At 68.8% G+C, this 12,766-nt stretch carries 11 protein-coding genes and 1 tRNA gene; 7 read left to right on the plus strand and 5 right to left on the minus strand.

What is annotated here, in order from left to right; genetic code table 11:
* Positions 1-16: 16 nt before the first annotated feature.
* Entirely contained in the window at positions 17-1,552 is a 1,536-nt protein-coding gene (locus CEP17_RS04090) for a bifunctional phosphatase PAP2/diacylglycerol kinase family protein (RefSeq protein ID WP_112931369.1), read from the minus strand.
* A gap of 11 nt (positions 1,553-1,563) precedes the next feature.
* Positions 1,564-3,603: a DUF262 domain-containing protein gene (locus CEP17_RS04095; protein WP_112931370.1), complete on the minus strand. Its 2,040-nt coding sequence runs from the start codon at positions 3,601-3,603 to the stop codon at positions 1,564-1,566.
* A gap of 135 nt (positions 3,604-3,738) precedes the next feature.
* On the opposite strand from CEP17_RS04095, the gene CEP17_RS04100 reads away from it, so the two are divergent.
* The 5 genes from CEP17_RS04100 (at position 3,739) to CEP17_RS04120 (ending at position 8,772) form a co-directional block, all read left to right on the plus strand.
* Positions 3,739-4,512, plus strand: a complete 774-nt coding sequence (locus CEP17_RS04100; protein ID WP_039415559.1) for a hypothetical protein — start codon at positions 3,739-3,741, stop codon at positions 4,510-4,512.
* A 144-nt stretch (positions 4,513-4,656) separates the two neighbouring features.
* The gene (locus CEP17_RS04105) at positions 4,657-5,439 is read left to right on the plus strand and encodes a DeoR/GlpR family DNA-binding transcription regulator (RefSeq protein WP_036318225.1); all 783 of its coding nucleotides are present in this window, start codon (positions 4,657-4,659) and stop codon (positions 5,437-5,439) included.
* Positions 5,436-6,383 carry a 1-phosphofructokinase gene (locus CEP17_RS04110; protein ID WP_112931371.1) on the plus strand — a complete coding sequence of 316 codons (948 nt, stop codon included), beginning with the start codon at positions 5,436-5,438 and terminating at the stop codon, positions 6,381-6,383. The genes CEP17_RS04105 and CEP17_RS04110 overlap by 4 nt, the downstream gene beginning before the upstream one ends.
* 38 nt (positions 6,384-6,421) lie before the next feature.
* Positions 6,422-8,458 carry a fructose-specific PTS transporter subunit EIIC gene (locus tag CEP17_RS04115; RefSeq protein WP_112931372.1) on the plus strand — a complete coding sequence of 679 codons (2,037 nt, stop codon included), beginning with the start codon at positions 6,422-6,424 and terminating at the stop codon, positions 8,456-8,458.
* A gap of 41 nt (positions 8,459-8,499) precedes the next feature.
* Positions 8,500-8,772: an HPr family phosphocarrier protein gene (locus CEP17_RS04120; RefSeq protein WP_036318222.1), complete on the plus strand. Its 273-nt coding sequence runs from the start codon at positions 8,500-8,502 to the stop codon at positions 8,770-8,772.
* A gap of 71 nt (positions 8,773-8,843) precedes the next feature.
* On the opposite strand, the gene CEP17_RS04125 is transcribed toward CEP17_RS04120, so the two are convergent.
* Positions 8,844-9,482: an MBL fold metallo-hydrolase gene (locus tag CEP17_RS04125; protein ID WP_112931373.1), complete on the minus strand. Its 639-nt coding sequence runs from the start codon at positions 9,480-9,482 to the stop codon at positions 8,844-8,846.
* A 120-nt stretch (positions 9,483-9,602) separates the two neighbouring features.
* On the opposite strand from CEP17_RS04125, the gene CEP17_RS04130 reads away from it, so the two are divergent.
* A tRNA-Glu gene (locus tag CEP17_RS04130) sits at positions 9,603-9,678 on the plus strand.
* A 63-nt stretch (positions 9,679-9,741) separates the two neighbouring features.
* On the opposite strand, the gene CEP17_RS04135 is transcribed toward CEP17_RS04130, so the two are convergent.
* Together CEP17_RS04135 and CEP17_RS04140 are read right to left on the minus strand one after the other, a co-directional pair.
* Positions 9,742-10,854, minus strand: coding sequence for a DUF4349 domain-containing protein (locus CEP17_RS04135; protein WP_112931374.1), 1,113 nt, complete (start codon positions 10,852-10,854; stop codon positions 9,742-9,744).
* Positions 10,851-11,414, minus strand: a complete 564-nt coding sequence (locus CEP17_RS04140; RefSeq protein ID WP_112931375.1) for an RNA polymerase sigma factor — start codon at positions 11,412-11,414, stop codon at positions 10,851-10,853. Before CEP17_RS04140 ends, CEP17_RS04135 begins: the two co-directional genes overlap by 4 nt.
* A 220-nt stretch (positions 11,415-11,634) precedes the next feature.
* On the opposite strand from CEP17_RS04140, the gene CEP17_RS04145 reads away from it, so the two are divergent.
* Entirely contained in the window at positions 11,635-12,633 is a 999-nt protein-coding gene (locus tag CEP17_RS04145) for a TerC family protein (protein ID WP_112931376.1), read from the plus strand.
* Positions 12,634-12,766 lie beyond the last annotated feature (133 nt).

Raw genomic sequence — 12,766 nt, forward strand, 5'->3', positions numbered from 1 at the left:
GGTGACGATCGCGCCGTCAGCGGGCGGAGGCTGCCGGAGCGATCACGGTGAGGGCGCGGGGGAGCACACGAGCACGGAGGCGATCGACCTCTTCGCCGAGCTCGCCGTCGCGGGCGATGCGATACGGGCCCCCTAGCAGCTCGAGGTCGAACTCGGCATCCGAGAACTCCTGGTAGCGACGGTTTCGGGAGATCCGTCCGGTGAACAGATCGACGAAGATCCGCGCGCGGGAGCCCAGACGCGAGACGCCGAGCACCCGCAGATCCAGTCGCGCATCGTCGAGCGTCGCCCGGTGCACCGGAGCGAACCCCCGCGGCTCGTACCTTCCGTTGCCCAGGAAGAGAAGACTGAAGCGGGCGTCGACCGTTTCACCGTCGAGGTCGCGTACCCGGACCCGGACGGCCCGAGCGGCCCCCAGTGTCGTGACGGCGGCGACGACCGCGGCCAGCGGCTTGCCGATGCGGTGTTCGTAGCGTTCCCGGATCGTCACGAAATCGGTGTACGCGCCGACGCTGGCCGTGTTCACGAAGATCTTGCCGTTGACCTCCCCGAGGTCGACTTTCGCGACCGTGCCCGCCCGGATCGCCGCGATCGCCGTCGACAGCGGATACATGCCGAGGTCTTTGGCGAAGTGATTGAACGTGCCTGCCGGCAGTACGGCGAGCGGGATGCCGCGTTCGCGGGCGGCCTCCGCGGCTTGTTGCACCGTGCCGTCCCCGCCGGCGACGGCGAGAACCTCGCAGTCGGCTGCCGTCGCGCGGATGACCTCTGCATAGTCGTCGCCGGCGCCGAGCTCGACGACCCGCAGGCGGGGGAGGGCGCGGCGCACGGCGGGAAGGATGCGCCCCGCACGCCCGGAACCCGAGCGCGGGTTGATCACCAGCGCGATCCCGGCACCGTCCGGGCGCGGAGTGCCGGCGTGCACAGCGAGCGCGTCCTGGAGGGGGTTGACGCGCTCGACCGGCACGGCGCGAGTGGTCAGCCAGGCGATCGCCTCGCCGAGGGCGAAGCCTGCCGCCACATCCGACGGGTAGTGAGCTCCGGTGGCGACACGGGAAAACCCGACCAGCCCGGCGAGGGCACGCAAGGGAACGGTCAACGCGGGCATCTCGGCAGATGCGGCCGCGGCGAAGGCCATGGCGCTGGCCGAGTGACCGCTGGGAAACGAGGTGGAGTCGGGAATACGCCGTGCCAGCCGCCTCGTCGGCACCTGCGTGATGGACGGTCGAGGGCGGCGGTGCAGGCGCTTGGAGACCTGGTTCGCGAGAAGACTCGTCACCCCGATGGCCGCCAGTCCCCGCGCCGCGGCGCGCCGGCCGCGCCCACGAGCGAGGAGAGTGAGCAGACCTGCGACGGCCATCCACAGCACGGAGCGGTCGGCGGCACGTGTGAGCGCCGGCATCGTCGTGTCCAGGAGCGGGCTGCGCGTGCGCGCCACCGCCGCGAAGGTCGCGACGTCGAGGGCGTCGACCTGTCGCCGGACGTCGCGCCAGCGGCGTGCCGTGCCCCGCGCAGTGCGGGAGCGGCGAGGCGTCGTCGATCGGCGAGGCATGAGGGCTCCGATCACTTCATCGCATTGCCGATGTAGGAGTACTTGACGAACACCTCCGAGGCCCATCCGGCCTCGTCGAGCACGCCCTGCACCGCGGTGAGCATGTACTTCGAGTCCCACCCCATGTAGAGGTAGCGACCCTCGCCCAGCTCGTCCCACTGGCCGTTCCACGCCATTGCCGGATAGACGGGACCGCCCCGTCGCGCGCTGAAATCGATGACGCTCTGGCGCGAGTCGGCCCACAGCCGTTTGAAGATGCGGTTGAAGAGGTAGCGGATGTCCGGCACCTCCCAGTGCTCGCCGCGGAACTCGACGTAGTCGAACTCGCGTTGCCATCCCCGCGGCCAACCGCGCCGCTTCACGGCGTCGAGGATGGGCGTGAGATTGTCGTCGTCGATGCTGACGACGGCGGGGCGGCGCCATACCTGCAGGAACAGTTCGGTCAACGCCTGCGTGCGGGCGGCGATGGCAGCCGTGCTCCACGAGCCGGTCTCGGCGATCGCCCGGGTGATGTCGACGGCGCTCTCGTCGTACACCGCGCGTTTCTGCGGGAACGAGGCGTCGAACGCCCGCTCGAAGAGCGAATCCTCCAGCAGTGTGAGGTTGCCGAGCGTGGGCGCCAGCGCACGGAAGCTGTTCTGCTCGTCGTCGGAGAGGTCGGCCCAGCGGCGGATGCCGTCGGGCGTCCAGTCGTCGGAGGGTGCGGCAGGGGCGATGTGCTCCAGGCCGATGCCGGGAACGTCGATGTCGCCCGCCAGTCGCTTCAGCACATAGGCGGGGTACGGCAGCTCCGTGTACTTCAGGCCCACCCGGGTGCGTTCGTCCGACGGCGTGATGCGGGCGATCGCGTGCACCAGGGCGTCGCGGGACAGCGTGGCGGCCCGACACAGGCGCGCGACCAGGCGGTCGGTGGTCACACCGACGACGGTGCGACGGAGCAGAAGCGACTGCACGTGCTCCAGCGAGACGAGCAGGTCGGCGGCGCTGAGGTCTCCCTCGCCGTGCTCGTGGAGCAGACGCAGCGCCAGGGGGTACATCCCGCGGCCGAAGGTGTTGAGGTAGGTCAGTTGGCGTGCGATGACGGGATCGTCGGCCCGGGACGGGTCGAGGAGGATCCGGTAGATGCCCGCATACCGGCGCCACTGTCCGGCGCGCTCCCGCAGCGTCGCGAGGTCCAAGCGGGGGAACTGGGCACGGAACGTGTCGTAGACGCCCCGCTCGCCGGCGACGGTGACCTCGCGCCCGGTGAGCATGACCAGGTAGTGGCGCCAGAAATCGCCGATCTGCTCGCCGGTGTCGTGCTCGATCGGCATCCAGTACTCGTCTTCGATCTCACCTTGCTCGGCGTGCGAGAGCCCCATCAGGACGTAGTTGTGGATGAGTTCGTGATCGCGCAGCGGCTCGCCGGTCGAGTTGAGACTCTCGAAGGTCTGCTGGGCGTTCGCGTCGGCGCCCAGCGTGATCGAGACGTGCTCGAGGCGCTGCAGACCGCGCCAGATGTCAGCAGCCTCGTCGGGTCGGATCTGGCTGCGGAAGAACGCGTAGTTGTCGTCGAACCGGGACTCGCGCATCTGCTCACCCGCCTCTCGGCGACCGAGCACGACGCTCTCGAAGACATCGGCCCACGCCCGGTGCGGACGCAGCTTGGTGCGGGTCGGGTCCTCGCTGCGCACGAGGACGCGCTCGAGCTCGGCGGCGAGGTCGGGGTCGTCGTCTCGCAGCGTGTGATGCAGGGCGGCCACGAGGAGCATCAGAGTGGTGATGCGCTGCTGTCCGTCGATGAGCACCAGATGCGCGTCGTCGTCAGAGGTGCTCGACGCCGTGGACAGGATCGAACCGATGAAGTGCGTCTGTCCGGCGCCGGCATCCGCAACGGCGCGCACGTCCGCCAGCAGCTGCTCGCACCCGCCGATATCCCATCGATACTGGCGTTGGTAGACCGGGACCACGATGGTCGTCTCGGATGCCGAGAGCCAGCCGATCGTCGAAACAGCGGTGGCCGAGACGTGTGTCGCTGCGACCGAGGAGGCGAGATGCGTAGGGCTGTTCATGCTGTTCGTGTCGCCTCCGCGCTCGCTCTCGATGACCGCCGTCGAGTCTAATCGCGTTCACATCGCCGCTCTGTAGGCTTGCCTCAGTCGGGCCTGTAAAAACTTCGCTTGTCCGGCAGAAAGGTTGAATCCGTCATGGGTTACATCAAGAGCGCGGCTCTCGAGGAGACCGGATACGTCGTCCTCGACCGCTACAACAAAGAGATCGATCCCAAGGAGTGGCTCGACGTCGAATACGTCGACTGGAAGTCCTCGGGCGACACCCGTTTCGCACCGTTGGCCTCCGCCAAGGGCGAGATCGAGTGCAACGGCTTCTGGAACCACAAGCCGCCGCGCACCGACAAGGACGGGGTCTGGATCGACTCGCAGACAGCGATCGCGCCGACGCTGACCGCGCGTGCGCAGGAGCCGGGAGCGAACGTCGGTCGTTGCCGCATCATCGAGCTGCAGCCGAACACCTATGCGGACTGCCTCTACAACCTGCACCAGGACGACAACAACCGCCTGAACCCCGATGGCACGGGCTGGGTGGTGCGTGGCTTCTTCAACCTCACGGATGACACCACGAGCTACTTCGTCCTGCGTGAGAACCGCACCGATCCGAGCGAAGAGACGCGTATCGCGCTGCCCGCCGGCGCGCAGCTCATCGTCGACACGCAGCGACTGTGGCACGCCGCCGCCCACTACGGCACGGAGCCCCGGTACTGCCTCATCACCTCGTGGGAGTCGGGCCCCGAACTGGACGCGTACATCGCCAAGTACAACGGCGTGAACAAGGTGGACAGCTACCCCGTCGACCAGGAGACCCTCGACGCCGGCCAGATCGAGCAGGAGCGTCGCATCGCCGCACGCGCGGCCGCTCTGGCCGCCCGTGGTCAGCAGGAAGTCACGGTGATGAGCGAGGCCTGAGCCTCCGCATCCCTCCGCGCACCGCGCGCAGAAGGGCCCCGGTCTTCGGATCGGGGCCCTTCTGCGCGTGATGTGGTTTTTCCCGGCAGGGGTGTTGATGCATCTGTGTTTGTGTTGTAACGTGTGGCTATTCAAGGAGGAACCGTGTACGCAACGGAGCGACAGCAGCTCATCGAGCAGCTGATCACCACTGAGGGTCGGGTCGTCGTCGTCGATCTGGCTCGCCGCTTCGGCGTGACGACCGAGACGGTGCGCCGCGATCTCGATCAGCTCGAGTCGTCGGGTCTCGTGCGCCGCGTGCACGGGGGAGCCGTCGCCCGCACCCGCGTCAGTACCGCGGAGACATCTTTCGTCGAGCGCACGCAGCGACGCACCGACGCGAAGCTCGCGATCGCCGCACGCGCCCTGGATGCCATCGGCACCCAGGGCGACGGTTCGGTCTACATCGATGCCGGCACCACCACGGCCGCTCTGGCGGGTCTGCTGGCTCAGCGCAGCACGAGTTCGCACCCGCTCGAGGTGGTCACGCACTCCATGACGGTCGCACACCTCCTCGCGGGCGCGTCGGCGCTGAACCTCACCGCGATCGGCGGTCGTGTCCGCGGATTGACGGCCGCCGCGGTGGGCGCGCAGACGGTCGACGCGATCACGCGCCTTCGTCCCGACCTCGCCTTCATCGGAACGAACGGACTGTCGGCGTCCTTCGGACTCAGCACGCCCGACCCGGACGAGGCCGCCGTCAAGCGCGCCGTCATCGCATCGGCGCGTCGCATCGTGGTGCTCGCAGACGCGGAGAAGTTCGACGGCGAGCTCCTCGTCTCGTTCGGTCGCCTCGCCGATCTCGACATCCTCGTCACCGACGCCGAGCCCCCTGCCGACCTCGTCGCCGCCCTCGGCGACGCCGATGTGGAGGTGTGGATCGCATGATCGTCACCCTGACCGCCAATCCGTCTCTCGATCGCACCGTGACGCTGGCCGACGCCCTCCGCGCGGGCGAAGTGCAGTCTGCGGTCTCGGTCCGCGAGGATGCCGGGGGCAAGGGCATCAATGTCACCCGTGTGCTGGCCGGCTCCGGCGTCACCACGCGCGCCGTCCTCCCGTTGGACGCCGACGACCCGTTCGCGGCTGTTCTGCGCTCCGCGCACGTGCCGGTGCTCGCCGTGCCGTTGCCGGGGGTGGCCCGCGCCAACCTGACGCTCACCGACCGCGAGGGTGTCACGACCAAGATCAACCTTCCGGGGGTGACGCGCACCGCCGAAGACGCGGCGACGCTCATCGACGCGACCGTGCGCGCATCTGCCGGCGCCGACTGGCTCGTGCTGGCCGGATCGCTTCCCCCCGGCCTTGCCGAGGACTTCTACGTCGAGGTGATCGGCGCCGTCCGCGCGGCCGGAGCGTCTGCTCCCCGCGTCGCGGTCGACACGTCGGGAGCCGCGTTGCGCGCCGTCGTGGAGCGCGGGCTGCCCGACCTCATCAAACCCAACGACGAGGAGCTGGTGGAGCTGGCCGGCGTCGCTCTCGATGCAGATCTTCCCCTGCCCGAGGCCGTCCTCGCCGTCGCACGCGAGCTCGTCCCTGCCCGCGTCGGTGCCGCCTTCGTCACGCTCGGCGGCGACGGCGCCGTGCTCGTCGACGCCGACGGAGCTTGGTTCGGCACCCCTCCGCCCACGCGCGTGCGCAGCACCGTGGGTGCGGGCGACAGCTCGTTGGCCGGCTTCCTGCTCGCCGACGTCGCCGGGGCTGCTCCCGACGAGCGGGTGCGCAGCGGCATCCGCTACGGATCGGCGGCGGCCGCGCTGCCGGGCACACAGGCCCCCACCCCGACCGATCTCCTCCCCGGCGACGTGCCGGTGCGGAGCCTCGCTCTCTGAAAACCCACCCTGAACCCAAACGACCACTGGAGGTCACCGTGTCAGAGATCATCACGCCGGCGCTCGTCAGCCTTGACGAGTCGCTCGGCACCGACAAGCGGGCCGTCATCGACGCCCTCGCCGCCCGCGTTGCGGCTGCGGGACGGGCGTCCGATGCCGCAGCCCTCGCCGCCGACGCCTGGAAGCGCGAGCTGACGGACGAGACCGGCCTCCCGGGCGGCATCGCGATCCCGCACGCGAAGAGCGCAGCGGTGCGCGAGGCGACGCTCGCGTTCGCGCGTCTGAAGCCCGGTATCGACTTCGGCGCCGACGACGGCCCGGCCGACCTCGTCTTCCTCATCGCGGCTCCCGACACCGCGGCCGAGGAGCACCTGGCGGTGCTGTCGCAACTGGCCCGCAGCTTCATGCGCGAGGACTTCACCGCCGGGCTGCGCTCCGCGGCGACCCCTGAAGCGGTGGTCGACCTCGTGACGGCAGCCGTGTCGGGCACCGGTGCTCCCGCCGCGGCGACGCCGGCTCCGGCGGCTGCGGCCGACAGCGCTCACCTGATCGACGGCCGGCCGGCGCGTATCGTCGCCGTCACCGCCTGTGCCACCGGCATCGCACACACGTTCATGGCCGCCGACGCGCTCACCGCGCAGGGCGGCAAGGACGGGGTCGATCTGATCGTCGAGCCGCAGGGCTCCAGCGGCTACAAGGCTCTCGACCCGAAGATCATCGAAGCGGCCGATGCCGTCATCTTCGCCGTCGACGTCGACGTGCGCGAGCCCCAGCGCTTCGCGGGCAAGCCCGTCGTGCGCGCCAGCGTCAAGCGCGGCATCGAGGCGCCGGCGCAGCTGGTGGCCGAGGCGATCGCCGCCGCCAAGAACCCGAACGCGACGCGCGTCAGCGGGTCGGCAGCCGCCGCATCCACCTCGACGTCCGGTGCGGGGGAGTCGTACGGCGCGAGCATCAAGCGTGCCCTGCTCACCGGTGTCAGCTACATGATCCCGTTCGTCGCGGGCGGCGGTCTGCTCATCGCGCTCGGCTTCCTGCTCGGCGGCTATACGATCGCATTCGACGCCGACAAGATCCTCGGTGCGTCGACGCTGTGGAACCTCGGCGACACATCGCTGATCGTCTACCTCGGCGCGGTGCTGTTCAAGATCGGTGCGCTCTCGTTCGGCTTCCTCGTGCCGGCACTGGCCGGCTACATCGCGTACGGCATGGCCGACCGCCCCGGTATCGCACCCGGTTTCGTGGCGGGTGCCGTCGCGGGCTTCATGGGCGCCGGCTTCCTCGGCGGTATCGTCGGCGGTCTGCTCGCCGGTGTCGCCGCACGTTGGCTGAACGGTCTGGACGTGCCGCGCTGGCTGCGTGGCCTGATGCCCGTCGTGATCATCCCGCTGCTGGGTTCGATCTTCGCCTCCGGGCTCATGCTGCTGGTCCTCGGTGGACCGATCGCGTGGCTGACCAAGGCGCTCAACGACTGGCTGTCCGGCCTCACCGGAGCCGGTGTGATCATCCTCGGCATCATCCTCGGCCTCATGATGTGCTTCGACCTCGGCGGCCCCGTGAACAAGGTGGCCTACGCGTTCGCGACGGGCAACCTGGCCGCGGGCATCGCCGGTGACGAGCGCTACCTGCAGATCATGGCCGCCGTCATGGCCGCCGGCATGGTGCCGCCGCTCGCGATGGCCCTCGCCTCGACCGTCATCGATCGCAAGCTCTTCACCGAGCCGGAGCGAGAGAACGGCAAGGCGGCGTGGCTGCTCGGCGCGGCGTTCATCTCCGAGGGTGCGATCCCGTTCGCTGCGGCGGACATCTTCCGGGTCATCCCGTCGATGATGCTCGGCGGCGCGGTCACCGGTGCCCTCTCGATGGCCTTCGCCGTCACGAGCAAGGCACCCCACGGCGGCGTCTTCGTCTTCTTCGCGATCGACAACTTCTGGCTGTGGCTCGTCGCCATCGCGGCCGGTACCGTCGTCGCCGCGTTCTCGGTCGTCGCCCTCAAGCGCTTCGCGCGCCGCGGGTCGGCCGTCGACGAGGGTATCTCCGGCGCTGCCGCGGTTTCTCCCGAAGCCGTCAGCGCCTAGGCTCGAAGACAGAAGAATACGACCGATCCAAGGAGGATCCCATGGCAGAACGCCAGGCCACCGTCGCCAGCAGCTCGGGACTGCACGCGCGCCCCGCGAAGCTCTTCGTGCAGGCGGTTCAGCAGACCGGCGTCCCCGTGACGATCGCGGTCGAGGGCGGTCCTGACCTCAACGCCGGCAGCATCCTCACGCTGATGGGTCTCGGCGCCACACAGGGCACCGTCGTCACGCTCAAGGCTGAGGGCGAGGGCGCGGATGCCGCGCTCGACACGCTCGTCGCGTTCCTCGAGACCGACCACGACGCCGAGGCCTGATCGGCCCACACGAACGGATGCCGCGCCCGCTGGAGTGACCAGCGGGCGCGGCATCCGGCGTTCACGGTGGGTCAGAGATCGATGGCATCGCCCGGATCGAGTGGTCTGAACCGTCCGCCGCCCTGCTCCGTCGCCCACTGCAGCCTTCCGCGATGCATGTCCAGCCCGATGGGCGAGAGCGTCATGTCGTGCGTCGCGAAGGCGTGCTCCGGACGGACGGCGAGGACGAAGTCGATCGCCTCTCCGATCTTCAGCCAGGGAGCGCCCACGGGGGCCGCCAGCAGCCGTACGTCGACGCCGTCGGGCGCCGAGAACGAATCGCCGGGATAGTAGAACTCGTCGTCGACCAGGACGCCGACATTGTCGATGACCGGAATCGACTCATGGATGACGGCATGCCGCCCGCCGAAGAAGCGCAGCGAGAACGGACCGACGCTCACGCTGTCGCCGGGCGCGACGACGGTGATGTCGAAGTCCGCCGCCGCATCGGCGACGCCTTGGGGGCCGTAGATCGGCACGTCGGGGGAGTGCTCGCGGATTGCGCCCAGGTGCTCCGGGGTCCAGTGGTCCTGGTGCTGATGGGTGAGAACCACGCCCACGGTGCCGGCGAGATCCTGCAGCGGGAGCGTGAAGCTTCCCGGGTCGATGATCAACTGACTGCCGTCGCGCTCGAGGCGCAGGCAGGCGTGTTCGTGTTTGGTGACGCGCATGCCGTCAGTCAACGCCTCTCGAGCGACGCGGGCAAGCCCGCGGTGCGTCCTGGTCTCGATTTGGCGAGGCGTTGATCGTCATGGCATAATCGAACGGTTGCTTACGCAGCGAAAAAGTACGGCCCCATCGTATAGCGGCCTAGTACGCCGCCCTCTCACGGCGGTAACGCGGGTTCGAATCCCGCTGGGGTCACCACGACAGAAGCCCGGTCCAGACGGACCGGGCTTCTGTGCGTCACCGCCGTCGTCGTGGAACCGATCACCCCTCCGCGGAAGCGTTCCGTCGGCTGTGACGGCGTCGACGCGCTCGCACGACGAGCACCACGACGGCCGTGACGACGAGCCCCACGCCGAGCCACGGGAGCAGGAACCCGACCGCGACGACCAGGGCGTTGAGCGTGGCGATGAGTCCGTTCCACCCGGCCGCGACGCCATCGCCGAAGCCGGCCGGGTCGGCGGTCACGGCGGGGGACGGCTCCACGAGCGAGACCGTGAGCGTCGACATCGCGACCTGCGACTCGGTCCAGGTCAACTGCTGACGCAGGGAGTCGAGCTCCGATTGGCGTTCGGAGAGGGCGGACTCAGCGGCGATGAGATCGGCCGTCGAGCTCGACTGCTTCATGAGGTCGGTCAGGCGCGCGACCGAGGTCTCCAGCGCGCTGACACGAGCTCGAAGATCGAGGGTCTCGGTCGTCACGTCCCGCCGGTCGGTCTGCGATGCGGTGACGGTGCCGAGTGTGGACAGTCCTTTCACGACCTGTGACAGCGCATCGGCGGGAACCCGAACGGTGATCCACGCGGTCGTCGGAGCGGGCATCATCTTGCCCGTGTCGGACAGCGGAACGGCCGGTTGCCCGGGCGAGGTCCCCGTGCTCTGAGATTCGACGTATCCGCCGGCGTCAGCTGCCGCCGTCGCGATCGCCTGGGCCGCGGATGCCGCGTCCTGCACGTCCACGGTGGCGGACGCGCTCACGGCGATCTGCCGTTCTGCGGTGGTTATCGCGACGGCACCATCGGAGGCTGCTCCGCCGCCGGAGGGGTCTGCGCCGCTCATCGGCTCGGTGCGGGTATCCGGAGCGGTGGCGATCGCGCTGCCAGCGTCCAGAGAGACGGATGTCACAGACGACGCGCCCGAGGAACCGGAGAGTGCGTGCAGCACGGACGGTGCGATGATCGCGGCGACCGCGACCAGCGCCGCTGCGGCAGTACCGCCCATCCAGAGACGTCCGCGGCGCACGGCGCGCACTCGGTCTCTCTCCGCCTTCTGCCATTGCGCGCTGCGTTCCTCGGCGATCTGGGCGAACAGCCGCTGCTCGATGACGTCCACGCGGTCGTCGGCGAGCTCGGTCAGTGCGTTGTCTTCCGTGGTCATGACCCCTCCGAGGTGATGGTGGTGCGCAGCGAGCTGCGGATGCGGGAGAGGCGGTTTCGGACCGCACCGTGACTGATGCCGAGTCGGTCGGCGGCCTCGCGATAGCCGTAGCCCTCGGCTGCGCACAGGCGGAAGATCTCCTGATCCACGTGGCCGAGTGCCGACAGCTCCGCCGCGATCCGATCGGCGAGGTCGGCGTCGATCACCGCGCGCTCGACATCGACCGCCGCAGGAAGGGTCTCGTCGACTCCTGCCGCCAGATGCTCGCGGTCGCGCTTCTGACGCCGGACGCGGTTCGCGGCCTGGAAGCGGCAGATGGTCACGAGCCACGGGAGGAGGGATTCGCTCTCCAGCTGCAGCCCGCCGATCTTGCGCCACGCCACAAGGAAGGTCTCCTGTGTGACGTCCTCGGCATCCGTCGCCGTGCCCACCAGTGCGTGCGCCACCGCGTAGACCGCGCGCACGTAGGAGCGATAGAGCGTACGGAAAGCGAGGTCGCTGCCCGCGGCCGCGGCCGCGACCAGCTCCGCGTCGGTGCGCAGGCCGGAGTGGTCGGTCATGGTGTCCTCATCGTCTCTCACTGGGTGAGTGTCCGCGAGGGGCGAATCGTCTCAGAGAACTCGGCGTCATCGAAGCCGGTATCGTGGATGCAGCGAGAGGGAGTATCCCGTTCTCGCGTGTCCGTCATCACGGGCCCGACGTCGGGACCCCGGGCACGCGCCGCAGCACCGCTGTCGGGGGAGAGACTTTCGACGTTTCGTCATCCCTCGAAAGGCCTGCATGGACCTCCCCGTCTGGTTCGAGATCGGTTCGCTGGTCGTCCTCGTGCTCATCCTCGTCGCCGATCTCGCACTCATCGCGAAGCGCCCGCACATCCCGACGCCCAAGGAGTCGAGCCTGTGGGTCGTCTTCTACGTGGCGCTTGCGCTCGTGTTCGCGGGACTGATGTGGTTCTTCGCCGGGGGTGAATACGCCGGCCAGTTCGTCGCGGGTTGGCTCACGGAGTACAGCCTGTCGATCGACAACCTGTTCGTGTTCGTGCTCATCATGAGCCAGTTCTCCGTGCCACGGCGCTATCAGCAGAAGGTGCTGATGGTGGGCATCATCATCGCGCTCGTCCTCCGGGGGCTGTTCATCCTGGCCGGAGCCGCCATCATCGAACAGTTCAGCTGGGTGTTCTACATCTTCGGCGCGTTCCTGATCTACACCGCGTGGAAGCAGGCGTTCCCGGGCGGCGATCACGACGAGGAGATCAAGAAAGAATCCTTCGTCGTGCGGCTGTTGCGGCGCACGATCGACATCAGCGACGACTACGACGGGCCGAAGGTGCGCACCGTCGTCAACGGCAAGCGCATGTTCACCCCGATGATCATCGTGTTCGTCGCGATCGGCATGACCGATCTGTTGTTCGCCCTCGACTCGATCCCGGCGATCTTCGGCATCACGCAGAGCCCGTTCATCGTCTTCACCGCGAACATCTTCGCTTTGATGGGCCTTCGCCAGCTCTACTTCCTGCTCGGCGATCTGCTCGACCGCCTGAAGTACCTGCACTACGGCATCGCGTTCATCCTCGCCTTCATCGGTGTCAAGCTCATCGCGCACGCGATGCACGAGAACGAGCTGCCCTTCATCAACGGCGGAGAGCACATCGCGTGGGCACCGGACATCTCGACCTGGATGTCACTCGGTGTCATCGTGGTCTCGATGGTCGTCGCAACGGGCGCGAGCCTCATCGCCGCGCGGCGCGACCGACGTCTGGGAGCGATCGACGGACGGTGACGATCCGGCGCCGATCCGCACGGTGGTAGTCTGAGCCGGTGCGGATCGCTCGCCTTCTCCTTAGCCGCCGCGACGAGACCTCGTTCTGAGCCCTCTCTCGTCGCGGAGTCCGTCGCGGGCTTGATCCCCTTAT

This window comes from Microbacterium sp. PM5, assembly GCF_003293595.1.
Classification (GTDB): Bacteria; Actinomycetota; Actinomycetes; order Actinomycetales; family Microbacteriaceae; genus Microbacterium.

What these genes read in the sequence shown, in the direction of transcription:
- CEP17_RS04140 (WP_112931375.1), bottom strand. Translation starts at nt 11,414, where the DNA reads ATGACCGACCACTCCGGCCTGCGCACCGACGCGGAGCTGGTCGCGGCC.
- CEP17_RS04145 (WP_112931376.1), top strand. Translation starts at nt 11,635, where the DNA reads ATGGACCTCCCCGTCTGGTTCGAGATCGGTTCGCTGGTCGTCCTCGTG.
- CEP17_RS04120 (WP_036318222.1), top strand. Translation starts at nt 8,500, where the DNA reads ATGGCAGAACGCCAGGCCACCGTCGCCAGCAGCTCGGGACTGCACGCG.
- CEP17_RS04100 (WP_039415559.1), top strand. Translation starts at nt 3,739, where the DNA reads ATGGGTTACATCAAGAGCGCGGCTCTCGAGGAGACCGGATACGTCGTC.
- CEP17_RS04090 (WP_112931369.1), bottom strand. Translation starts at nt 1,552, where the DNA reads ATGCCTCGCCGATCGACGACGCCTCGCCGCTCCCGCACTGCGCGGGGC.
- CEP17_RS04095 (WP_112931370.1), bottom strand. Translation starts at nt 3,603, where the DNA reads ATGAACAGCCCTACGCATCTCGCCTCCTCGGTCGCAGCGACACACGTC.
- CEP17_RS04135 (WP_112931374.1), bottom strand. Translation starts at nt 10,854, where the DNA reads ATGACCACGGAAGACAACGCACTGACCGAGCTCGCCGACGACCGCGTG.
- CEP17_RS04110 (WP_112931371.1), top strand. Translation starts at nt 5,436, where the DNA reads ATGATCGTCACCCTGACCGCCAATCCGTCTCTCGATCGCACCGTGACG.
- CEP17_RS04125 (WP_112931373.1), bottom strand. Translation starts at nt 9,482, where the DNA reads ATGCGCGTCACCAAACACGAACACGCCTGCCTGCGCCTCGAGCGCGAC.